We start from the raw sequence: 23,899 nt of genomic DNA, 5'->3' as shown, positions 1-23,899 counted from the left end.
CGGACACCCGCCGAGCTGTTGCCAGGGGCACCTTCATGCCAAAGTCATCCCACGTGACGACGCGATAACAAGGAGTGGTGCATGCAGGACGGGGGACGCCGGTGGCAGCTCGTGGTGCCGGCCGGCGGGGACGCGCTGCGGCAGGAACGTCTCACACGCGATCTGTACGCGGCCCTGCACGGGACGGAGGCGTGGTCGCCGGTTTCACCGAAGAGGACGCGGCAGTCCAGCCCGGCCACAAGGGCGCCGGCGTCGGTGAGGTGGCACTGTGGGCTGCCACGGCAACCGCGGTCGCCCGGCCCGCTTCCCAGGTCCTGATCACCGCGATCAAGGAATGGTGCGCCAAGGACCGTCACCGCAAGGTCGAGGTCACCTACGACGGGCATTCCGTCGCCATCACGGGACGCCCGGACCCTGCTCAGGAGCGCGTGGTCCGCGAATTCCTGGACAAGGTGGGTGACGCCCCGTCCAACGGACCGGAAGGTGACAGCGAGTGACCCGGCTGGTCAGGCGCCGCGCCCTGCTGATCGGCAATGAGCTCTACGACGACAGCCGCTTCCCGCCGCTACCCTCCACGCGGGCGGACATCTGGGGCATGGAGCAGGTCCTCAGACACCGCAACATCGGCGGGTTCGTCTCCATCACGTCCCGGGAGAACTTGAGCGCCGCCGACATGCAGGAGGCCGTCAGCGAGTTCCTGGAGGCCTGTGAGCAGGACGAACTGGCCCTGGTGTACGTGTCCGGACATGGCGCGCGACTCGTGCGGGACGGCGGGGAGTTCCACTTCATCGCCACCGACACCGACTTCGACCGGATCGCGGAAACGGGGGTGAGCGCGGGCTTCGTCAACGAGCAGCTGGAGCAGTGCTGGGCGCCGCAGAAGGTCGTAATGATCGACTGCTGCCGCAGCGGCGGCTTCGCTGTGGGCCTGCGCACCTCTGACCGGCAGCCCGACTCGGTCGCGAAGTCCGCCGAGCAGGAGCAGCCCCTGCTCACCAGCCGCGGCGTGTACGTGCTGTCGTCGTCGCGGGCCGGTGAGGACTCGTACGCCGACACAGGCAGCACCGGCGAGGTGCAGCCGTCCGCCTTCACCGCCGAGGTCATCGAAGCCCTGCGCACTGGCAAGGTGAGCAAGGACGGTAAGGGTGACGTGTCGGTGGAGGACCTCTTCCACTACGTCAACCGGCGCATGCGCGCCCAGGGTGCCCGTCAGGTGCCGGTCAAGTTCGCGCATGGCGTCGACGACCGCATCGTCATCGCCGACTGCCCGTTCGGCGCGGCCCCGCTGCTCACACCGCTCACCCGTCGCCCCACCCTTTCCTCCGAGCCATCGGTTCAGGCACCTACTCGCAAATCCGCCTCGTCTCAGCCGACGTGGCACCAGCTCCTGGACTACTACCGCGAGTGCGTGCTGTCCGACGAGACCGAAACGCCATTGATGTCGGTCAGCGACCACGGCACTTCGTACGTCTGCCTTTCCGGCTCGGAGCGACTTCTCTCCGGCGATGTCGACGACGACGGCTGCATTCCCGTCCCGACGGAGGCAGACGCGCTGATCGAGTCGGCCGTCGAGCAGGAGGCCGAACTGTGGGCCGGCTACCCGGCCGTGGTCATGACCGGGCCACGCGGCGGCCGACCTTGGTATCACCCGAAGTTCGCGCCCTTGCTGATCCGCCGCGTGGAGGTCGTGTCCGAAGACGGCCGGGTACGGCTCAAGCCCTACGGTCCGGTCCAGCCGCATCCTCAGCTGGCGCGGGACTGGCTGGGGGACGAGGAGGCCGCCCAGCTCGCCGACACCTTCCAGCCGACCTGGCATCGCGGCCAGCACGACCGCATGGCCGTGGAAGCGAGCAAGCTTCTCAGGGAGGAGTTCGAGATCCCGTGCGTCCAGGAACTCCTTCCCGATCAGCTTGCCGAGCGCATCGACATCCACACGCCCGGCGACGGCGCGCGCAACACCGCCGTGCTCTTCACAGCCCTGCCCGACACCGCCTACACGAAGAAGCTCCTGGACGACTTCGCCGGTATCACGGAGCAGACGGACCGCATCCAGACGACAGCACTCGCCGCCCTCTCGCCCGACGCGGCGGAACGCACCCGCGCACTGGCCCTGTCGGAACCGGAGCCGGCTCGTCTGGTGACGCCGCTGCCCTGCAACGAGGCCCAAGCCGCCGTGCTGCGCTCGGCCATGACCGGCCGGCTGACCGTCGCCACCGGACCTCCCGGCACCGGAAAGAGCCAGCTCGTGGCCAACCTCGTCGCCACAGCGGTGACGGGCGGCCAGACCGTTCTCGTGGCCTCCAACAACAACGAGGCGGTGGACGAGGTCTGGCGCCGCTGCGACACGCTCGTGCCCGGCAGTGTCATACGCACCGGCTCGGCCAAGGCCAAGACCGGGAACTACGTCGAAACCGAGGCCAAAGGCCTGGACGCCCTGCGCACCGCGCCGGAACCCGTCCCCAACGTGGCCACGGCCGCCATGGACGTCGACATCGCCCGCGGCCAACTCGACCGCGTCCGCCACGACCTCGCCCAGATCACCGCGACCGAAAAGGACCTGCTGCAAGCCGGCCAACTGCGTGAGGAACACGCCGCCCAACTCGGCCGGTCCGTAACCGAACTGACCGAGGTCCTGTCGCAAGCAAGAAGCCTGGATCAACTGGAGGCCCGGGCACGGCGTCTGGCCCACGCACGGTTCTTCGGCACCTGGCGGCGCGGCCGCTTCCTGAGCAAGATCGGTCTCAAAACTGTCGAAGGGGACCGGGCAGAAGGCTGCCTCGCTCTGGCCGGCTTCGCTGCTGCGGAAGCAGCCTGGCGTACCGGATACGCGCAGGTCGCCCATGTCGATGACGGCGCGCTGGCTGCGACGGTTGGCGCTGCCGAGGTGGGCGTGCAGAAGGCCTCGCGCACTCTGCTGGAGAGCACCGTACGGAGCAACGCGCGGGCCGGCCGTCAGCGCATCCGCAATCTTCTGAGCGCCAGGGACAGCAACCGCACCGACTGGGCCGCGGTGCGCGAAGTGTTCCCTGCCGCACCCGGATGGGCGGTCACGAGCCTTTCCGCTCGGCGCTTCCCGCTCGGCCCCGCCCTGTTCGACCTGGTCGTCATCGACGAGGCCAGCCAGTGCGCCATCCCGCACGTACTTCCGCTGCTGTTCCGGGCGCGGCGCGCCCTGGTCATCGGGGACGCCATGCAGCTACCGCACATCGCAAAGATCAGCCCGGAACGCGAGGCTCTGATCCGCCGCAAGACCGGCCTGCGCTCCGGCTGGCTGGAAAAGCACCGGCTCGCCCACCGCCGCCACTCCGCATTCCACGCTGCCGAGCGCTCCGCGGGAGGCACCCTCCTCCTCGACGAGCACTTCCGCTGCCACCCGGACATCGCCGCCGTGTCCAACGAACTCTTCTACGACCAGGGGCTGACGGTCCTCACCGACACCCGGGACCGCCCGTCTCTGCCCAGGCAACCGATCTTCTGGTCCCACGTTCCCGGACGGGCCACCCGGCCTCCGTACGGCGGCTCCTGGGTGAACCACGACGAGATCCGCCAAGTGGACAGTTTCGTGCGTGCCCTGCTGGAGGAACTCCCCGACGAAGCCACGATCGGCGTGGTCACCCCCTTCACGCCCCAAGCCGACGAACTCCGCGCACAACTGAAGCAATACGGCCGGCAACGCGTGCGCGTCGGCACCGTGCACACCTTCCAGGGCGGTGAGCGCGACGTCATGGTCTTCTCCCTCGTCGCCGGTGAGGGCATGCACGAGAGCGCGATCGGCTGGGTCCACCGCCAGCTCAACCTCTGGAACGTCGCCATCACCCGCGCCCGCAGCCACCTCATCGTGGTCGGCGACATGAACCTGTGGCGCAAGTGGGGCGGTGTCGCCGCCGAGCTTCTGAACGCCGCCACCATGAACGGACCGCGCATCGAAGACCGTGCGGGAGACGGCCTGCTGCTGCGCCTCTACGAGGTCATGTCCACACAGCCGGGAACGACAGCGGCGCTCGGCGAGAGCGTCCACGGCCACCCCGTCGACGTCCTGGTACGAACCGACGCTGCCAGTCCACAGGCCGTCCTGCTCGACCGCGGGCCGGACGAAGGCGCTGACGAAGCACGCCACCTGCGCCTGATGCTGCACCGTCGTCGGCTCGTGGACTGCAGCGAAGAAAGCGGTCACGCCCTGCGGTACCCGGCGTGGCGACTGTACGACACGAGCACCCGCTGACCGGTGAACGGCTTTTGGGCGCCGGTCACTTCCCGTAGGCCTGCTTCCAGCGCGCCCGGTGACGGAAGTCTCCCTGGCCGCGACCGTTCACACGGCTCAGCGCCAGAAGGGACGCTCCGTTGTTCCACAAGCCGAGGTGATCGCGGTGCAGAGCGAGAATGCCGTGCTCCACCGCAAACCGCTCGGAGGGACGGCTGAACCTGGTGGTCGTCACAAACACCGCCACGTCAGCGTGGAAGTGGACCTTGGCACCCAGCAGATCACGAAGCTCACGGCTGGCGATGGTGTTGCTGGGCGCGTACCGCTTGCACTGGATCACCACCCTCCGGCCGTCCGGCAGGCGACCGACGACGTCGGCACCGTTGTCGTGCGAACCGCCCACCCGCCGGACCTCCGTACACCCGTCCCTACGGCACAAGTCGGCGACCAACTCCTCGAATTCAATGCCCGTCATCGCATCCACCTCGGCCAGGGTCCGCCGACCGGCTTTCACCGCCTCGTCCTGGCGCCAACGGCGGTCCCGAGCACGCACCTTCCGGTCGGTGCGCCACAGCCACCAGCCCACAGCTCCGATACCGCCGAGAACTACACTCCCAACGACGTACGGCCACACCTCCGACCAGAACATCATCAGCACGATGAGCAGGCCGCCTCCGCCGAGCACGATCGGCTTTGCTCTTGTCGCCCGCCCGCGACGACGAGCCAGATTCCGTCCACGTTGAACAGCCATCTCGCCTTCCCCGAACCTTCCTGAAGCGAGAGTCTCGGCAACGCAGGACAAGCCCGGAAGAGCGCAAGTCAGCCATGACCGATTCCGCTCAGCCGGATCCAGCCGCCGATGCGACCATCCGCTGATTCAGCAGCGTGGCTGTCAGCGCGCTACTCGTAGACAGTCGTGATCGGCGTGGAGACGCTGGCTCCGCTGCCGGGAGCGGCGTACGAGATGGTCCACACGGCGGCGGTCTTGTTCGGATAGCCGTACAGGTAGCCGCCGTTGCCGCAGCCGTAGTTCAGGCGTTGTCCCGCAAGCGTTGCGGTGCCGCCACCGGCGAACGAGCAGCGGGCGCCGTTGGTCAGGACGAGGGTTATCGGTTCGATGTCGGGTCCGCCCGGGCATGTGGTTGTTGTTGCCGGGAAAGCACTCGGGGACCGACGGTTCGACCATGCGGTCGGGGGCTCCGTCCAGGCACAGTGCGCTGGTGTCCGAGGGATTGGAGTCTGGGGAGAAACAGGGGTCGAGGATCTGGTTTCCGGCGGTGCAGCGCCAGGCTTCCGTGCGCATCGTGGATTCGGCGGTCCTGAAGCAAGAGCCGCTGGCCCGGTCGGTGATGGTGATGCCGGTTGCCGGGGTGCCGCCTGGGGACCAGGGGCTGAGAGTGATCACCTGGGTCTGCGTCGGCGCGGACGACGCCGCGGCGGTCGGGGTCTGCGACTCGGTGACGGCGGAACGGGCGAGAGGTGACGTGGTCGCAGCCGTGATCCGGGCCAGCGGGCCGTGCGCCGCCGTGTGCTCTGCGAGCGTCAAGCCGGGTACGTAGGCCGTCGCCAGCCACGGGATGTCCGCGTCGGGATCGGCCTCCAGCAGCGGCACCAGACACGGACCTGACACTCGCCGCAGAACCTGCACCTCGCGCCGGAATCGGGCCCGGAACTGGTCATCTGCGGCCTGCCCAGCGTGCACGGCCTTCACCGCTACCCGCTCGCCCCGCTCCCCACCGCGGAGTACACGGTGCCCATCCACACGCGCCCAGCACCCCGACCACCCAGAAACGCCCGATCCGAGCCGGGTCCGAAGCACGACGAGCAGCAATCCGCGACCCGAACAAGACCCCCGCCGAGAGCAATTGTGGAAGAGATGTGAACCCTAGCGGGGATCGCCAACGCCACACGCCAGTCGGCATCAGATGGGATCCACCCGTGCCATGCCCGCCCTGCCGGACCCCGAGCCCTCCGCGATCAGTGCTGGCCAGCCAGCGCGGTGGGCAGATCCTGGTTCCAGCATCCTTTGCGGTGCCTGGAGGTTGCGTGCGTCGGTGACGGTGCGCAGGTTGGTGCCTGCAGCCAGGCAGCGCAGTTGCTCCGGTGCCCCTGGGCGGGTCTGTAGTTCGGCGACCTTGCGCGGAAGGTCCTTGGCGTGCCAGCGCAGATCGGTGAGCTGGGGATAGCGGCAAGAGAGGCGGAGAGCGAGAGCCTGGTGCAGAAGTTACCGAATCGACCTCCGTGCAGGGGACGCCTACTGCCGACCGGCGGGAACGGCCCCGGCCGTTCCCGCCGGTCGGCATCCGTGAGATGGCCCAAATCACCGGTCGTGATGCTTCAGCGTGGAGCGCCGCGGTCTCCAGGAGGTCAAGTCGTGGGTGCTGAGCCCGTACGCGCTGAGCATGTCTTCGAAGTGACGTTGGAACACCTCGACTTGGCCTACCTTGCCCGCCGATTCGTCCTGAGTCTCCCACCGGTGCATGGAGCGGAGCAGTTCCTGCACTCCGGCCAAGAGAGAGGTGAGACGACTCATACTCAGATTTGGTTGCCGGCCAATAGCACTGACCAAATCCAGCAGAACGCGAACACGATCTGTTCCGCTCCAGCCGGACCAACCGAGCAACAGACCACCCTCTTCGTCGACGACATCGGCGTAGGAGATGAAACGTTCCCGGGGAATGTCCAGCCTGCCTCGGATCGACCAGTAGGACGCGCGTTGAAAATCAGCGCTCACGTACTTGGGCGGAACCGGAATCCCCAATGCCTCGCCCGTCTGGTCCTCGCGGCGCTGAAGCTCCCAGACCCGCTCCCACTGTGCGCGCTTGCGTAGTCCCGACTCCTTGTACCTCAACGCTGCCGCATACGGGACCTGCTCACCTTCCAGGATCGTGGCTAGCACATCTGCGAGCGTGGCCTCCCGCAGCCCCAGGTGGTCGGCAGCGTAGAGCCCGGCTGCGGAACAGACTCCGGCATCGTCACCGAGTTCACTGGCCAGTTGACCGATCGTTCGGGGATGCGGACTCTTGTCGCCATTCTTCTCCTCGAACCACAGTTGTTCGTGCTCGCAACGATCGAGCAGCCAAGCGCGCAGCGCTCGCTCCTCGCGCTTCTTCCAGGGCTCCGTCGCCCACCGCCGCTTGTACTCAGGTCGCTCGACGAGGGCGATTGTCTGGTGGGACTCAATGGCATCGATCCTGGCCTGTACGACGTCCCGGTAGGCAGCCGGCCAGTGATTCGGGACGTCGGTGACCGGGCTGACTCCGTGCCTCTCGAACCAGGCCTGCCCCTCGAACCAGGACGACGAGGCCGTACCGTCGGCGACCTTGCGGGCCCACACAATCTCGAACGCGCGCTCCCCTGGCCTCAGCGCAGGGAGTTCGAAATCCGGCGAGGTGGTCAGACGCGCTCGCTCATCGGCGGACAGCAGTCCATACGAGCCGTAGACGTCCCAGTCCAGTTCCTCCTGCAGGGCGACCATCTCATGGCGGATATGCGTATATGCGGCTCTTGCCGCGTCCAAGACTCTCCGGCTGGGCTCACGGCGATCCGCGAGGACGGTGCTCGGCTCTTCGGCACCAAGAAGCCTGGCCCGCCTGGTCAGTTCCCGCGCTCGAGCATGAGGAGCGTCGGATGGAAGCGGAAGCTGAAGGAGAGACTTCGGCGCAAAGCTGTACGCACGTGCCCATTCATTGCCCGGCGCGGAGAGAGCCGCCCCACCGGTCCCCTTGCTGGGGCTGGTCTGCTTGAGCCAGAAACAGACCGTGGACGAGTTGAGGACTCCGAGCAGACCGACGTATGTGTCCTCGCTCGCGTCGGCCGGCAGTCGAAGTACAGGTGCGGTCCTGCTGAACGCCGTTTCGTCGTCCACTTGCGCGAAGTGATTGTGAGTAGCTACGGCGGCGAATGTAATAAGCGGACTCCGATGACGCTCGGGGAGCCAACGCCGCCAGGTCCACCACGGCCGGCGCTGCGACGATCCCCGCTGTCCGGTGGCCGTGCGGAGTACCTGTCGCATTGTCCAGAGGTGTCGCCCCCACGAGCTGCTGAGGTTCGGGAGAAGCGGTGAACCGTCCCCGTCATAAGGGGCCAGGACTTCCGTTGCAGCTTCGGCACGCCAGTCCCGCACGACTTCACCCGTGACAAGGCCGAGGCCCAGCCCGGACGCGTCGGGGTGCCGGTTGAACCAGGGACGACCGAGATCGAAAACGCCTCGCTCCCCCGGGTCGGAGCCCACTCCGACCGGTCCGGAAAGGACATCGCCCAGTCGCCGCGGGGATCCCGAGAGCTGATCCATGAGATCCGCTGCTCCGCCGCCCACCATGGTCCACGGGAAGCGGGAAAAACGGTGACGGGGTTCGTCCTCGACACTCACCCATTCCGAGGTGCTGCCGGGCAGGTCAATCTGGTCGAGGATCGACCGCCACACGATTCCCTGGGCCGGGTGCTCCGGTTGCCCGGGCTCACCGTGCACGCTGAACACCACCCGCACCGGGGCATCACGCATGGTCGGGTCATTCCGGCCGACAAGAATCAGGGTCGGTGTTCCGTGGCCCGGCACATAGGCACCCGAGGTGTCGATGACGTGCGTCAGTCCGACGCGGGGCAGGAAATTTCGATCAGCTTCTCACCGAAGGCCCGGTTCGTGAAGGAGCTGGATGTGTACTGCCCGACATACCCGCCGGACGTTCCTTCATTCTTGGTCACCGCCAGCTGGAACATGCGCTCCACGAAGAGAAGTGAGAGCGGAAATACCCCCGAAGCCACTTTATAGGACTCCCTGTATTCGGCTCTTCTCGCTTCGTCACTCACGAAAATGAAGGGAGGTTCGCCCACCACGACGTGGTAGGAATTCATCCCGAGGAGGTCACAGGAGGCAGAGAAGTCGGCAACGTCTCCGATCACACGCGGCGGCCCGCCGGGCGCGCCGCGGCCTTCCAGCAGTGCATCCCCCACCGCGACGTTGACCACCTGACCCGGCACCTGGCCCAGCATCCGTCGACCGCTGGCCTTTGCGGCGGCCATCAGCAGCCTGAATCTGGTGATGTTTACGGCGAACGCGTTCACATCGCAGCCGTGGACCGATTCCAGGGCGCGGCGGATCAGCTCATCGTTCGGAGTACCGGGCTCAACCGCCCGCCAGGCGTTCAGCAGCCGTCCGAAGATTCCGAGGAGGAACGCTCCAGAGCCGCAGGCCGGGTCGATCGTTCGAAAACCCTTGAGGCCGAAATCCGCGATAGCCGGATCCACGGTGAGGTCCAGGATGAATTCCTCGATGAATTCCGGAGTCGGAACGAGCGCGTAGGCCTGTCGCGCCGCCTCGCTGATGTCCTGGTACAAGTCTCCGAGAAAGCGGGTGTCGAGTTGCGGGTCGCTGAAATCGAATCGGAGGGAGCCGTCCTCGTCTCGCTGCCGCCAGAACTCGACCAGGCCGGTCGCGGCCCGCGGAGAAGGTGACAGCTGCCAGAGGGGATTGTGCTCGCGGGCGAAAATTCGGCCCATTACCGGGTGGGAACGCGCAAGATGCACGAACGCCTCGCCCAGCCAGTCCCGGTCCTGTGCCCCATCCTGCTGCGCCAGGCACGTGCTCTGCCGTTCCTCCGCCTCTGCCAGGCGCTCTCCCGGCCCCGCGATGAACGGCCGGGCGATCAGGTCGTTGTCCTCGCAGTAGCGCACGAACACTGTGCCCAGCACCCAGGCGACCGCGGCCTGCATGATGTGCTCGTCACGCCAGGCGCCATACGTGGCGCTGGTACGGCCGACGGCTCTCTCCTGCTCGTATGCGCCCCGCAGCCGGTCGCGATACTGATCGATATTGTCGCTGCGCTCACGAAGATCCGCCTCCAGGGTCCGGACCTGCTTGCGCAGACCAACAAGGAGCGCCTGCCTGTCCAGCGAGGGCGTCCCCGTATCGGCTCCGCGAGTCGGAGGCACCGCGGCGACCACTCCTCCCTACGTCGGCGATTTCACGGTCCACTGTCCTGTCGGACACATCTTGCCAGCTCTTGGGGCCGCCACCCCGATTCCGTCGCCCGCCACTGGCCTGACGCGTACCGTCCGTCACTGCCCGGCGCTCTATGATTCCTGTGCGCGCCGGACCGCCGAGGGGACACATGCTGACAAGACTCGAAGTCAGTGGATTCAAGAACCTGCTCGACCTCACGGTCGAGTTCGGCCCCTTCACCTGCATCGCGGGGGAGAACGGCACCGGAAAGTCCAACGTCTTTGACGCCATCCAGTTCCTGAGCCTGCTCGCCGACCACTCCATGATCGAGGCCGCCCAGGCCGTACGCGGGACCCATGGCGCACTGCACGGCGACGCGCGCGACCTGTTCTGGAACGGCTACTCGGACGACGAACACCGGATGGAGTTTGCCGCGGAGATGATCGTCCCGGGCGAGGTCGAGGACGACTTCGGCCGCCTTGCCGAACCGACGTCCACTTTCCTCCGCTACGAGCTTCACCTCGGGTACCAGCCGCCTCAGGGCGGTGAGCGGAGCGGCAGGCTGACGTTGCTCCGCGAGGACCTCAATCAGATCAGGTCGAGTGAGGCCGCCTCACATCTTCGGTTCCCGCACACCAAAGACTTCCGAAGCACCGTCGTCCGTGGTCGCAGATCCGCCCCCTACATCTCCACGTCTCTTGAGGCGGGCGCCGTCATCCGCGTTCACGCCGACGGCGGCCGCAAGGGGCAGCCACGTCCGGCACCCGCAAGCCGGGCGGCCAAGACCCTGCTCTCCACCATCAATCTGAACGACGATCCAACCATCCTGGCAGCCAGGCGGGAAATGCAGTCGTGGCGCCGGCTCGCCCTCGAACCCTCAGCCCTGCGCACGTCCGACAACTACCGCGATCCCAGCGAGATGCAGCCCGATGGCCTGCATCTGCCACGGAGCCTGGACCGGATCGCGCGGAAGAAGTTCCCGGACGACCCCGCCCGGGTCTACTCCCGGGTCGCGGGGCGCCTGTCGGATCTGTCCGGACTGCACGTCAAGACGCTGCACGTCGAAGCGGACGACACACGCGAGCTGCTGACCATCAAGCTCCATGAGATCGACGGAATGGTACTCCCGGCGCGCAGCCTGTCGGAGGGAACCCTGCGCTTCCTGGCCCTGTGCGTACTGCTCGAGGACCCACAGGCACACGGGCTGCTGTGTATGGAGGAGCCGGAGAATGGCATTCACCCGGCCAATCTCTCCGCCATGGTGAACCTGGTGCGCGATTTGGCGGTGGATCCTTCCGTACCGGTGGACGAGGACAACCCCTTCCGACAAGTCCTTATCAACACCCACTCCCCGGGTGTCGTCCAGCTCGTGGACGATTTCGACCTGCTGATCGCCGATACCGCGAGCATCCCCCGGGGTATGGGCAAGGCCGCACGCGGTCTGCGGTTGCGGCCCCTCGCCAGCACCTGGCGGGCGGGCGGTGCCGAGAAGGGCTACGGGACGAAGGCTGACATCCTCGCTTACCTCACATCTCCGCCAGAAGCCCGGCTGACTCTCGCGGGGAGCACCTCGTGATTATTCACGCCCTCTATCTCTGTGAAGGGTCCAGCGACATTGGCCTGCGCGATCACATCGAGGAGATCGGGGCAGAAATGGACCGCGAGATCCTTGTGACGCCTCCCGATCTGAACCGCCTCCCGAACAAGCCGGGCCACTCTGTCAGGGACAAGCTGCGCGCCGCACAGTGGCTCAGCGACGAGGGGCAGGTGTACGACCTCGTCATCATCCACCGCGACTCCGACGGCAACCCCCCGGAGCGGCGGCGCAGTGAGATCGCCGAAGCGGTCAATGAGGTGAGCCCTGGCCTGGCACACGTGCCCGTTATCCCGGTACGGATGCTGGAAGCCTGGCTGCTTCTGAACCAGGCGGCTATCCGCGAAGTGGCGGGAACCCCAATGGCAAGGTGGCACTCGACCTCCCAAAGCCGGCCCGGGTCGAGTCGGTGCCAGACCCCAAGGCACTCCTCAAGCAGGCAATCGCTACTGCCAGCGAGGAGAAAGGGCGCCGCTTGGAGAAGCTCCAAAGGCGCTTCCCAGAGAATCGAGCACGACTGCTGCAGATGCTGGATCGCGAAGGGCCGGTCCAGCAGCTCGCATCCTGGCAGGCGTTCACGCACGATCTGCGGGAATCGCTGAGCGGCCTCTGAGAGTTCCCGGCGTCGCGTCGCGGTCAGTCAGCCAACCGGGACAAGCAACGGACCACATAGGTCATGTGCTGGATGTTCCCCATGGTGTTCCACGTCCCACCGTTGCCCGTGCCCTTGGCGTCCGTGGTGCGGGCGCACTGTTCGTACCAGCGGTCGCCCGTACTCGCACCCGAGCCACGGAAGTCGGGGAATCCGGTGATCCAACGAGCCGCCTCGCGGGTGGCTCCTGTCTCGCCCCGCTTCTCGGCCCAGAACCTTGCGAGCAGGAAGGTGCGTTCCGTCGTGTACCGCAGTAATCCGTAGGGAGACCGGTCGGTATCGTCCGCCGATCGCGCCAGGTTGCGTGCGGCGAGGATGCCGTAGTCGCCGTAGCGGACGAACTGCGCGTAGGATCGCCGACTCGCCCGTAACTCGTGCCAGGTGTCCCAGTCCGCCCGCTCGGCCTCGCCCCGGTCTCGGTCGAGCACCCTGTCGACCTCGTCCGGGAAGCCGCCCGCCATCAGGGCGATCGTGCGCCATACGGCGAGTGGAACCAGCATGTCGAGTGCGCGCAGTGCTTCCTTGGCCGCGTCGGGGTGGATGGGCAGGACGGTGTGAAGGTCGAGGAGGAGATCCACGGGCACGTCGGGATCCACTCGCGCCAGCAGCGCCCTTGTGCGCTCGGCGAGTTCGTCGTTCCAGGCGCCGGGCAAGCGTATGCGGATTCCGAGGCCGCCACCGCCCTCACCGGCACACTCCATGGCCACAGCCTGGTGGGACGGGGGAAGGGCCGGATCGGTGACGGGTCGAAGCGCCGCGTGTGACCAGTAGAAAGGGAGCAGATGTCCGTAGGGGGCCTCGTCGAGGGCAGCGTACGGCGCATCCAGCCATGACGCCGTGTACTTGTGGACGCTCGCGATGCGCCTCAGCTCCTTGTCCACCGCCACTTCGAGCTGACCGGCGTCCTCGCCCACGATGATCGGCAGCGTCCACACCGGGGCCACCCGATCACGGATCCCTGGGGCCAAGCCCTTGATCGCTGCCACGGCATGGGCGCGCACTGGAAGGACTGGCACGTACAGCGGTCCGGACATGGCGGCCCCCTCCACACTGCCCCGCGACGGTGTGGAACCAGCGTGAGCTGGGGTGATGCGCACCGAAAGGGCGCAATCCAGTCACCGGGTGTGCTGCGTGCCAGGTTCGGCGCCGTTGTCAGACCGGTTCACTCTCCCAGCGCGTACGTTGGGACAGCACAGCATCGGCCCCATCCGTGTCGGCAAGGCGAGCGGCCAGCACGCTGGCGGCGAGGTCATCGGGGAGCGCTGCGGAGAACTTGAGGCCACGTACGGCGGCCGCAGAGACCTGCGGGAGCTCCTCCCTCCGCGGCGTGCTTCGCGCCTGGTTCCACTCCTCGCGGGTCAGGTCGTGGCGGAGCCGGACGTAGGAGTCCGCAGGCCGCTGCAGCGGGTCGACCGCGCCGGCCAGCCACGCCGTGAGGGTCGCGTTCGCGCGGAAACCGGCCCAGGTCCACCACCGTACGTCGCGTCCGCTGCGGGTGATCAAGGTCGCCTCCGGGTGAGCGAACCGGCATTCGGTTTCCCGTAGTTCCACGAGACCGGCCTGTGCGCGCCGGGTGAGACCAACCGCGGGGTCGGCGCCGAGCAGCACCTCGCGCATCGCCTGGGCAAGCCGGTACGACAGGCCGCGGACGGTGCCGGTCTGCCACTTGGCGACCCCGCCCGACTCGGCGGCCTCGACGAAGACCCGATGCCGTCGCCAGTCCACATACGTCACGTGCCAGCTGCGTCCGGCGAGCAGCAACCGAAGGGGCCCCTCGTGTTCCTCGACCAGCAGAGCCGGGTCTGTGTGCCCGATCTCCGTACGTCCGTGCAGGACTGTGAACTGGGGCGGTGCGGTGAACGACGCGGTGAGGTCCATGAAGTGCCGCCTGCCGAAGCGCTTCTCGGCCTGTTCGCCGATGAAGTAGATGCCGCTGTCCTGTTCCAGGAAGCCTTCGGTGAGGAGGTGATCGAGGACAGGCCGGGCAGATCCGTCGAAGGGAGCGAGGCCGTTCCACTCCTCGTGCCAGTCCGCGGCAGGCAGCTTGTGGCGCTGGAGGGCGACGGCGAGCAACTGCTGGGCGACGAGGTGTTGCGGTCCCGGCGGTGCGGCGACCGGCTCCACCCAGTGCCTGCCCCACAGGGTCAGCAGCCCGGCTGCCTGGAGGAGGCTGTCGTGGGAGGTGGCAAGGAAGAGACAGTTGCGCGTGCTGTCGGACCGGCGTCCGGTACGGCCGAGGCGCTGCAGGAAGGACGCGACGGTCGCGGGAGAGTCGATCTGGATCACCCGGTCGAGGTCGCCGACATCGATGCCGAGTTCGAGCGTGGAGGTGGCGACGATCACGCAGTCGCGTGCCTGCGCAAAGGCTTCCTCGGAGCGTTGACGCTCGGCTGCCGAGAGCGACGAGTGCGAGAGGAAGACGGTCACGCCGCGTGCTCGCAGTGCCTGCCCGAGCTCTTCGACCTGCCGGCGGGACTCGCAGAAGACGAGGCGCTTCTCGCCCCGGTGGAGGGCGGAGATGACGGTGGCTGCGTTCGGCAGCGAGCCGACATAGTCCAACTCGATGTCACCGGGCGGGGGTTCAGCTGCGTGCGGCTGAGGTTCCGCCGTCGTGGCTATGGGGCCGGTGTCGACGCCGGGGGCGATGACCTGGCCGGGCGTTCGACCGCGACCTGAGCCTTGTAGCCAGGCGAGGAGTTCGTTCGGGTTACCGACCGTGGCGGACAGGCCGATGCGCTGCAACCGCCGGCCGGTCAGCCGCTGGAGTCGTTCCAGGACCGCCAGCAGGTGCCAGCCGCGGTCGTCCCCGGCGAAGGCGTGCACCTCGTCCACGACGACCGCCCGGACCCCGCCGAGCAGCAGGGCGTGATCGGTCTTGACGCTGATGAGCTGTGCTTCGAGGGATTCCGGTGTCGTGAGAAGGATGTCCGGCGGCTCGCGGCGCAGACGTCGCCGTTCGCCCTCGGCCGTGTCCCCGTGCCAGAGCGCAGCCGTGCGTCCCAGCCACTGGGCATAGGCGTGCAGGCGTGGCTGGAGGTTGTTGAGCAGGGCGCGTAGAGGCGTGAGGTAGAGAACCGAGGTGCCGGACCAGCCGTTCCGGGCCATGGCAGTGAGGAGGGGGAATGCGGCGGCCTCGGTCTTGCCGCCTGCTGTTGGCGCCAGCAGTACGGCGTCCTCGCCGTCGAGGAGCGGTCCGATCGCGGAGGACTGCAGGGGCCTGAGGCCGGGCCAGCCGAGGGTGTTGACGATGTGGTGGAGGAGGACTGGATCAAGCCGGTCGACAGGGTCGGCGTCCGCTGTTCCGCTCACGCTCACAGGTCGAGCTCCACCTCGTCGGCCGAGGCTGCGGGGGCAACCGGAAGGGTGGCGGCGTGGCGCTCGGCGTGGGTGAGTTCGGTGCGGTCGACGGTGAGGCGGTAGTAAACGCGAGGATCGAAGTCGGGGAACTGGTCGATGCGGTCGAGGACGTCGCCGACGAGCTTCTTCAGATAGAGGCGGGGGGCGACGCCGACCTTGCCGCCCAGGGCTCCGCCGACGGCGTGGGCCAGGTCGGCCACGTACGCGTCGTCGGCGACGGAGCGCACCCGCTCCGGGTCGGTGCTGCCTGTCGCGTACAGGTCGCGGATCTTGCGGCCGAGTTCGGTCAGCGTCTCCAGCTGGAAGCCGGGAAGACGGAGTTGCACGGCCCTGGGGTTGTCGAAGCGTGGGTCCGTGGAGAAGTCGGTGGCCAGGCGTTGAGCCAGGGGCGCGAGACGCTGTACGCCCTGCGGGCCGTCGTAGAACGCGGGAGTTCCGGTGATCACCAGGTAGAGGCCGGGGAATCGGCCGGAGTGGACCTCGTCGATCAGCTGCCGAAGGGCGTTGAGCGCCTTGTCCCGGGCGTCGGAGCGCACGCGCTGCAGGGTTTCCACCTCGTCGAGCACAAGGAGGAGGCCAGGGTGTCCGCTGTCGCGCAGAACGGCGAGCAGCCCTTGAAGGAAACCGAGGGCGCCGAAGTGGTCGAGGTCGCCGCGTACCCCCGCAGCGCGCTTGGCGGCGGCCGCCACATGCGGCTCGCCGCCGAGCCAAGCGAGAACGGCCGCAGCGGTGGCCTCGTCGTCCGCGCCCAGCGCGGAGTGGTAGCCGCGCAGTGCGGCGGCGAATCCGGGGGCGCCGCGGGAGACCTCCGAAAGGCGGTCGTCGAGGAGCTTCGCGACGGCCTGCTCCAGCCGGGAGTCGTCGGCGCCGGCGGCAAGGGCGTCCTCTTCGAGCGCGTAGAACCACGCGTCGACCACGGGCCGGAGGGCCGACGGCTGGAAACTCGCGGTGGCCAGGCGCTCGGTGGCCCGGCGGTAGACGGTCTCCAGCCGGTGCAGGGGCGTCTCGGTCTCCGACACCTGTACCTCCGCGACGGCGAAGCCGCGGCGCTTGGCACGTTCGCCGAGCCAGCGGGCGAAGAAGGTCTTGCCGCTGCCGTACTCGCCACGGACGGCCTTGAAGGCGGATCCGCCCGCGGCCACGGCGTCGAGCTCGCCGTCCACGGCCGCCTCGAACCGGTCGAGTCCCGTGGCGAGGAGATCGAGACCGCTGTCGGGGACGGCTCCGCGCCGCAGCGCGTCGACGACGGCCCGCCGCCGCGCGGGCGACACCGTGACGCCGGAGGCGGAGGATGCGGAGGAGGGCTGTTCACTCACCCTGCCAGTTTCCCACGGTCACTGTCCCGCTCGGCTCCGCCTCCGAACGGGACGACGCGACCGCCCCCACTCAGAGGCCGAACTGAGCTTTCAGCAACGGCTCGTTGAGCCGGAGCGTACGGTTGTCCGGCAGGATCTCCAGCACCTGTTCGCCGTCGTGGTTGAGGAGCTGCCGCAGTACCGCGGCGAACCCGGCAGCGCGCACGGGCCGCTCCCCGGCACGCTGTGCCAGAGCCGTGAGCGGCAACGTCCTCGACGCGAGCAGTTCCTGTACGGCGGCGCGCACCTTGTCCAGGTCCACCGTGCGGCCCACGAGCTTCAGCTGTGCCTCGAAGATCTCCGACGACATCAGCGCGTCCACGAGCGCGGTACGGGGATCGGACGGCACGGCGGGCTCGGCCTGCCGGACGGGCACGGCAGGGGCCGTTTCGGCCTGAACGGCGGGCTCGGCGAACAGGCTCTCCTCCTGGGTGACCTGCTTCGACTTCGAGGGGCGGCGACGTGCCGGAGCGGGCGCCGCGGCCGGGTCCGCGGAAGGAGCCGGGGCAGCAGGGGCTTTTTCAGCCACATGGTCGAGCGACCACCAGTGGGGAGCGGGATCACCGAGTTCCCGCCATCCTTCGGGCGGCGTGGCGCCGAACGGCAGGTAGGCCTGGAGCGGAATGGCGATCTCGGCGAGGGACGCGCCGCCGTGGTAGCCGGCTTTGCGCCCGGTGTAGCGGGAGTCGGCGTCCCACAGGGCGATGACCGCTCCCCCGGGCTCGGGCGCGACCACACGAGATCCGCGCAACCGGATCTCCCGCTCGTCCAGCTCTCCCTCGGTGTACGGGCGGTAGCGGTCCGCAGCTTCGGGCACGGAGACCCGGCGGTCGCGCCGGTCGACGACGTGCCCGTGGTCGGAGAGGAGCAGGACGGCCATGCCCTCGGCGGCGGCGGTGTCGAGGAGCTCGCCGAGGAAGCCGATCTCGTCGACGGACCATCGGGTCGCGCCCAGGCGCTGTTCCTTGGCGAGCCGGTCGTCGATGGTGTTCAGGACCACCGCGACGTGGGTGCGCCCGTCGTGCAGAGCGGCCTCCAGTGGTGCGCTGAAGGGGCTCCCGGTGCGCTCGGCGCGCAGGTCGTCCTTGTGGAAGACGGCCGCCGCGCGCCCGGGACCGGCGAATGGGTGCTGACGGAACAGCCGCTTCTCGTCGGCCTGCGCGCCGCGCAGCAGCCGCCCGGCGAACAGGCTGGTGCGGCTGACGGCGGTGACGCTGGGCAGTGCGGCGGCCACAGCACGGCGCCGCGGGCCTCCCGTCGCCTCCGGGAACGGGTCGTACTCGCTGAAGCGCTCGCGCAGCTCCTGCCCGAGCTCGGCGGCGATGGCGGAGGTCATGCCGTCGACGACGACGATCAGCAGGCGGCGCCGGTCCTTGGCCCTGGCCGCGGGGGCGGCGACGCGGTCGAGGAAGTCCTCGACGGTGAGCAGGTCACCGGGTGCGCCACCGCCCTCCGTGAAGGCTGCGAGCCGCTGGGCGAAGGCATGGTCCATCTCGCGCCTGCGTTCGCGGACCTGCTCCCCGAGCCGGTCGTACGCGTCCCGCAGGGCGGGAACGTCCTCGCCTCCCGCCTCTATGCGGTCGAGGGCGAGGTCGGCCCAGGCGGTGTCGGTGATCTGCAGCCTCAACCAGTCCTCCACGGACTGCGGCTGCTCTGTCGGACCGGTCAGCCAAGCGGCAAGCCGCTGTGCCATGCGGGCGCGCTCGACGCGGGCGCGACCCTCCGGGCGACCCGCGTGCCGGTGTTCGCCCCACGCGCCCACGGCCTGTGCGATGCGGTCCGGATCGCCGGTGGCCAGGGCGGCGCCGGCATCGGCCGCGCGCGCCTCGAAGCTGATGGGGAGGAACAGACTTACGGCCGCGGCCTGTTCGGCCCCGAACTGGCGGGCGAGAACATCGGCGCGCTGCAGCAGCGGGGTGAGCACACGCCGGTCCTCACGGGCGACGAGCGTGTCCACCGTCGCTTCGGCCACCGTGCCGTACTGGGCGAAGTGCACGTCGGACTCCTCGGGCGAGAGGACGCCCCCCTGGCCGCCCGCCCACAGCTCGGCCCGGCCACGGGCCCGGTACACCTCGGGGCCGGGAGAAGCGGTGTGGCTCCACAGCGCGGCGGCGACCAGACCGTAGGCGAGTGCGTCGGTGCCGTGCCCCTCGCTGATGAGGCCGAAGAGGATGGTGGCGGCTGGTCCGGCCTGGCCCTTCTCGCAGAGGAACCCGGCCAGGCCGTCGCGTTCGGCGTCGCGCAGGGCGAGGAACCGTTCGGCGGCTCCGGGCCGCACGGCCCACCGCAGCAGAGCCGTGAGGCCGATACGGTCGTCCGCGACGTCTTGTGTCTCGTCCGCCGCGTCCGCGTACCGGCCGAGGCCGAGGCGCCGCTGGGCGAGCTGGGCGAGGGCGTGGTCGCGGGTGAGCGTGCCGCCCGCGATCTTCGGCCAGCGGTCGAGCGGTGCCGCCTCCAGCAGGGCCTCGGCGGCCCAGCCTCCGTCGGAGACCTGCAGCCGGTGGTCCACGGCACCGGCCCCGAAGGAGGTGCGTACGACTTCCCAGTTGTCCACGCTGCGGACGCCGTTGTGCCACACGCGAGCGAGAAGACCGGGGTCGAGCGTGGCCTCCTCGCAGTCGGTGAGTACGACGAGGACACGGGGGCCGGACCCGTCCCCGGCACTGTGGAGATGGCCGATGATCTGCTCGTGCACGGCGAGCGGCGAGGGAGCGGCGGCGACGGTGGCCCGCTGCCCGCCGCCGTAGGTGAGCGTGTCGGGTCCGTCCCACTCGGGCTGGGCGCGGAGCAGGACGACGGCACGGGTACGCCCGTCCAGTCCGGGTCGGGCGGACAGGTACTGGACGAGCAGCGCGGGCGTGAGCCGGGCCAGGCAGGCGGCTGTAGTCGCGGTGGTCACTCGCCCACCATCCGCCAGGTGATCTCGATCTCGGCGTCGGGCTGTGCCTCGGCGAGGGCCTGGATCTCGGCGGCGAACTGGGCCGCGGCGGCCCGGGCCTTGGTACGCCCGCCGCCGGCCCGCCGCACACCGCCGGAACCCGGGGTGGCCGTGTGGGTGGACGGCACGGACGGCTCGGCGTCGTCCCCCTTGAGGGAGATGTCGTCGGGGCCGGAGGGACCGGGAGGCTGCTGCTCGGGCGGGGTGGGCGGTGTCTGGCGTGCCTTCAGCAGGGCGATCACCTCGCGTCGGGCCCTCTCGAGGGCACCCGCCAGGTCAGCCGTCTGCTGGTCGCTGCGAGCGGCGGCCTTCAGCCGCTCCAGGATGGAGTGGCCCTCCGGACCGAGGCCCTCGGCGAGTTCCAGGGTGTCCCAGTCGGCGTTGGCCTCGGCGAGCGCCGAGGCGACCTTGCGGGCCTGCGCGAGCGACGTGCCGTAGCGCAGGGGCGAGACACCCCGCAGGTCGAAGCCCGCGAGGGTCTCGACCGTGCGGCGGGCTGCGGCCGAGCCGGCCTCGGCGGTGTCGATGAGCTGCTTGACCAGAGCCAGGGACCGGCGGGCGAGAGCGAGCCGCCCGGCCGGGTCCGACTCGTCGAGGCCCAGCTTCCCCTGGGCGTCCTCCAGCCGGCGCACCAGCTCACCGGCGGCCTCGTCGCACGCCCGCGCCTGCTCGCGCACCGCCGTGGCGAACTGGTTGATGATCTGCCCGCGGTAGAGCCGGGACTTGGGCTTCTCCCCGAAGAGGGACTCGTAGCGGTCGAGTGCCTCCTCCCAGTCGGGCTCCGAGGGCCGGGGCTGGGTGCGCAGGGCGTCTCCGGCACGGGTCGCGAAGGCGAGCGAGACGTCCTGGACGGCACCGCCCCGCACCCACACCCGGTCGGCGATCTCGGCGAACCCGGCGATCACGAGCTGCCGGGCCGTCTCGTGCAGCCCACGCGGCTCGGGCCGGTCGAGCCAGTCCGTCAGGCGTACGTATGTCAGGTCGTCGCCCGCGGACAGTTCGTCGGCGCGGGCCTGGTCGTCGAAGAAGTCCGTCCAGTGCGAGGACAGTTCGAAGTACGCCTCACCCATGGTGCCCAGCAGCAGGGGCTGCGCCAGCCGCGTCATCAGTTTGCGCTCACCGGAGGGCACCTCCACCCGCCGGTCGCGGGCGAGCGCGGCCCGCCGCACCAGCTCGTACACCTTCTTCGCGTCGGACGTGGTGATCGCCCTGCCGGTGTTCTCCGGATCGAGCTGCGGGTGGGCCGGGAACTGGCACTCCAGCAGGCGGGCGGCGATGAGCCGGACGGCCTTCTCGAAGGAGGCGCCGATCGGAAGGGACAGGCCGGGCACCGGATGCACGGGGTCGAGGTGGTCCTCGAAGCCCAGCTGGACCTCGGTCTCCTTCTTATCGGCCAGTCCGTACGCCTGCTTGAACGCCTTCTCCGCCTCCCGCGTAAGGGTGTCGCGCTGGGCTTCGAGCAGCTGCCAGGCGCGTACCCGCTTGTCCTGGCTGAGGTGCTTGGCGAAGGTTCCGTGGAAGCGGTCCTCGTCGGAGAGGACGCTGTCGATGACGGTGAGCCGCCGGAAGCTGTCGCGCGCCTGCTGGGACAGGTGGGTGGGCAGCCAGGCGAGGGTGCGGGCGGGACCGTCAGGGCCGGCCTGCGCCCGCAGGCCCTCGATTCGCATGGCGTCCTCGCGCGGCCCGTAGTTGCCGTCGTCGAACGGGTAGTCGACGACGATCCGCCACAGCCCGTCGGTGGCAGGCTTGAGCTGCTCGTCGCCGACCCGGTCCTTGTCGCGGACGTTCGCGAAGTTCACCTCGAGCGTGCGGGGCGATCCCTTCCACACGAGGGCGAGTTCGTCGTAGCCCGTGCGCGGGGTGGTGCCGAGCAGCCGGCGGAGGATCCGTTCGGCCAGGTCACGCTGGAAGCGGGTCTGGGTGTAAGTGTTGGCGTTGGCGAGGATCGAATCGAGGTCGATGTCGGTCAGTTCGAGCAGCACGGAGGCCTGGGCGCCGGAACCGCTGACCTTGATCTCGGCGAACTTGCCCGCCCACTGCTGGAGCTTGCCGTCCAGGGCCTGGACCGCGCCCCCCTTGAACCGGCTCTTGATCGAGCCGTGGTTCAGGGCGAGGAGCCGCTCCACGGTGAGGTTCTGCAAGGACACCGCCCCGGGAGCCAGCGCGGACAGCAGGAGGGTCCGCATGATCCGGTCGTCCCCGGTGAACGCCTCCAGCGACGGCCGCCTCTCGGCAGGCACGGAGTCGGGGTCGCGCGCGTAGGCGTCGATCTCCTCCTCGCTGACGTCATGGGTGGTCATCAGGTACGGCCGGAGTTTGGTGTTGTAGAGCCGCTCGGCCGACTCGAACACCACTCGGGTCGCGTCCTGGAAGGGCTTGTTGCCGCCCTTGCCCAGGTAGGGGTAGAGGTCACCGAGGCACACCAGGTCACCCAGGCGCAGCCGGTTGCGCTGGTCGGCGAGGATCTCGCCCATCAGCTTCATACCGGTACGGTTGCGCTGCAGCGCCGAGGAGATCTTGACCAGCGCGTCCATGAACGCGGGCGTGAACGGGTACGCCTTGCGCAGCGGCTCCTCGCCCGCACCCACCAGGGCCTTGTCGTCACCGAGCCAGGTGTCGCGCACCGCACCGGGGTTGGCGGCCAGCAGCCGGTCGAGCCCGGCCTGGATCTCCTGCCGGGCCTCGTCCGAGCGCGGCCTGAGCAGCCGCTCGTGGGCGATCTCCGGCAGGTTGCGGTCCTCCAGCTTGATGGAGTCGAAGCGGCCGGAGGCGTAGTTGAGGTTCTGCTGCATGGCCGCCTCACCGGTGCCGTGCATCTCCTCGCCGGTGATCTCCCGCAGGTCGCGCTGGCGGGCGATGAAGGAGATGATCGGGATGGCGCGCCGGCTGTCGCCGCCCTCCACGAAGTTGGTGAACTTCGCGGACTCGCGCAGAACCTGCTTCTCCTCCTGCATCATCATCGTGAGCCACAGCATCAGCTCGTCGAGGAAGAGCACCAGCCCGTCGTAGCCGAGGGACTTGGCATGCTCGGCAATCACGGAAAGGCCCTCGTCGAGCGGGATGAACCCGTCCGCCTGCGCCGCGATCCTGGCGTACCCGCGGGCCACGCTCTGCAACGCGTCCTCGGTAAGACGCGCGCGCAGCTCCGCCGGGGTGGTGGGGTTCTGCACGTCGAGCCGCACGTTCTTGTCGTGGACCTCGGCCGCGTTCAGCGCGGTTTCGAGCCGCTCAGCGGTCCAGAACGCGGCGGGGTTGCCCCACTCGTCGACCTCCCCCGAGGCGCCCGCGTTGAGCTGGGCGAGGAACTGCTCGTCCCCGAAGTCCCGCTTCAGATCCCGGAGTTGGTCGAAGAGGGCGTCGGTGCGGTAGACGCGGGGGGTGGAGCAGCCGGGCCGGACCTTGGCCACCCACTCGACGTAGCCGCCCAGCACCCTGTGCTCCAGGCTCTCGGCGTTCAGCATGTGGTACGGGACGAGCAGGAAGTTCTTGCCGCCCGTCCGCAGCCACTCGAACTCCTGGTACAGCGGGTCGAACTCCTGCCGGGCCCGGGCCGCCTCGCTGTTGGACAGCAGCGCATGCAGTACGGCCATGAAGTGCGACTTACCGGCACCGAACGAGCCGTGCAGATACGCCGCCTTGGAGCTCTGCGTCTCCAGCGCGGTCGAGATCATGTTGAGGGCGTCGCGGAAGTTCCGCAGCAGCTCACCGGTGACGACGTAGTCGTCCAGGGCCTTCCGGGCCCCCTCCTCGGTGACCGCCTCCGACAGCTTGAGCACGTAGGAAGACGTGGAGACGGACACCGGCAGGTCCATCAGGTCCTTGAGCAGCGGTGCCGTGCTCTGTCGCGCAGGGGCGGCCATC

General features: G+C 68.9%; 11 protein-coding genes and 1 pseudogene. 4 read left to right on the top strand and 8 right to left on the bottom strand.

The features are described 5' to 3' along the window. Positions 1-191 precede the first annotated feature (191 nt). Both AB0M97_RS10265 and AB0M97_RS10260 read left to right on the top strand, forming a co-directional pair. Positions 192-497 (top strand): hypothetical protein, encoded by a 306-nt coding sequence (locus AB0M97_RS10265; protein ID WP_365960325.1) that lies wholly within the window; start codon positions 192-194, stop codon positions 495-497. Further along, positions 494-4,222 carry an AAA domain-containing protein gene (locus AB0M97_RS10260; RefSeq protein WP_365960324.1) on the top strand — a complete coding sequence of 1,243 codons (3,729 nt, stop codon included), beginning with the start codon at positions 494-496 and terminating at the stop codon, positions 4,220-4,222. The genes AB0M97_RS10265 and AB0M97_RS10260 overlap by 4 nt, the downstream gene beginning before the upstream one ends. A 25-nt stretch (positions 4,223-4,247) precedes the next feature. Here AB0M97_RS10260 and AB0M97_RS10255 read toward each other — a convergent pair whose 3' ends face one another. The 3 genes and pseudogenes from AB0M97_RS10255 to pglX all read right to left on the bottom strand — a co-directional run bounded on the left by AB0M97_RS10255 (position 4,248) and on the right by pglX (position 10,132). Beyond that, positions 4,248-4,952 (bottom strand): restriction endonuclease, encoded by a 705-nt coding sequence (locus AB0M97_RS10255; protein WP_365960323.1) that lies wholly within the window; start codon positions 4,950-4,952, stop codon positions 4,248-4,250. A gap of 141 nt (positions 4,953-5,093) precedes the next feature. Next, complete coding sequence (locus AB0M97_RS10250) at positions 5,094-5,813, bottom strand: hypothetical protein (protein ID WP_365960322.1); 720 nt, start codon at positions 5,811-5,813, stop codon at positions 5,094-5,096. A 708-nt stretch (positions 5,814-6,521) separates the two neighbouring features. Further along, positions 6,522-10,132: pseudogene (gene pglX / locus AB0M97_RS10245) on the bottom strand (BREX-2 system adenine-specific DNA-methyltransferase PglX). Positions 10,133-10,311: 179 nt separating this feature from the next. Between pglX and AB0M97_RS10240 the strand changes: the two are divergent. Beyond that, positions 10,312-11,718, top strand: a complete 1,407-nt coding sequence (locus AB0M97_RS10240; RefSeq protein WP_365960321.1) for an AAA family ATPase — start codon at positions 10,312-10,314, stop codon at positions 11,716-11,718. A gap of 388 nt (positions 11,719-12,106) precedes the next feature. Continuing rightward, a complete protein-coding gene (locus AB0M97_RS10235; protein ID WP_365960320.1) occupies positions 12,107-12,349 on the top strand; it encodes a hypothetical protein in 243 nt (80 codons plus the stop codon). 23 nt (positions 12,350-12,372) lie between these two features. On the opposite strand, the gene AB0M97_RS10230 is transcribed toward AB0M97_RS10235, so the two are convergent. The 5 genes from AB0M97_RS10230 to AB0M97_RS10210 all read right to left on the bottom strand — a co-directional run bounded on the left by AB0M97_RS10230 (position 12,373) and on the right by AB0M97_RS10210 (position 23,898). Then, a complete protein-coding gene (locus tag AB0M97_RS10230; protein ID WP_365960319.1) occupies positions 12,373-13,422 on the bottom strand; it encodes a hypothetical protein in 1,050 nt (349 codons plus the stop codon). 118 nt (positions 13,423-13,540) lie between these two features. Then, entirely contained in the window at positions 13,541-15,697 is a 2,157-nt protein-coding gene (locus AB0M97_RS10225; RefSeq protein WP_365960318.1) for a DEAD/DEAH box helicase, read from the bottom strand. Between the two features lie 2 nt (positions 15,698-15,699). Next, entirely contained in the window at positions 15,700-17,061 is a 1,362-nt protein-coding gene (gene brxD / locus AB0M97_RS10220) for a BREX system ATP-binding protein BrxD (protein ID WP_365960317.1), read from the bottom strand. A 70-nt stretch (positions 17,062-17,131) separates the two neighbouring features. Beyond that, complete coding sequence (gene pglZ, locus AB0M97_RS10215) at positions 17,132-19,999, bottom strand: BREX-2 system phosphatase PglZ (RefSeq protein WP_365960316.1); 2,868 nt, start codon at positions 19,997-19,999, stop codon at positions 17,132-17,134. Beyond that, a complete protein-coding gene (locus tag AB0M97_RS10210; protein ID WP_365960315.1) occupies positions 19,996-23,898 on the bottom strand; it encodes a phage resistance protein in 3,903 nt (1,300 codons plus the stop codon). The genes pglZ and AB0M97_RS10210 overlap by 4 nt, the downstream gene beginning before the upstream one ends. Between the last annotated feature and the right edge of the window lies 1 nt (position 23,899).

The sequence above is a fragment of the Streptomyces sp. NPDC051207 genome, from assembly GCF_040682395.1.
Taxonomy (GTDB): domain Bacteria; phylum Actinomycetota; class Actinomycetes; order Streptomycetales; family Streptomycetaceae; genus Streptomyces.
Note: the sequence above shows the minus strand (reverse complement) of the source record. Positions and strands in the feature narration are given on the sequence as shown.

Coding starts and splice junctions, on each gene's coding strand:
- AB0M97_RS10210 (WP_365960315.1), bottom strand. CDS start 23,898: ATGGCCGCCCCTGCGCGACAGAGCACGGCACCGCTGCTCAAGGACCTG.
- AB0M97_RS10230 (WP_365960319.1), bottom strand. CDS start 13,422: ATGTCCGGACCGCTGTACGTGCCAGTCCTTCCAGTGCGCGCCCATGCC.
- AB0M97_RS10255 (WP_365960323.1), bottom strand. CDS start 4,952: ATGGCTGTTCAACGTGGACGGAATCTGGCTCGTCGTCGCGGGCGGGCG.
- AB0M97_RS10240 (WP_365960321.1), top strand. CDS start 10,312: ATGCTGACAAGACTCGAAGTCAGTGGATTCAAGAACCTGCTCGACCTC.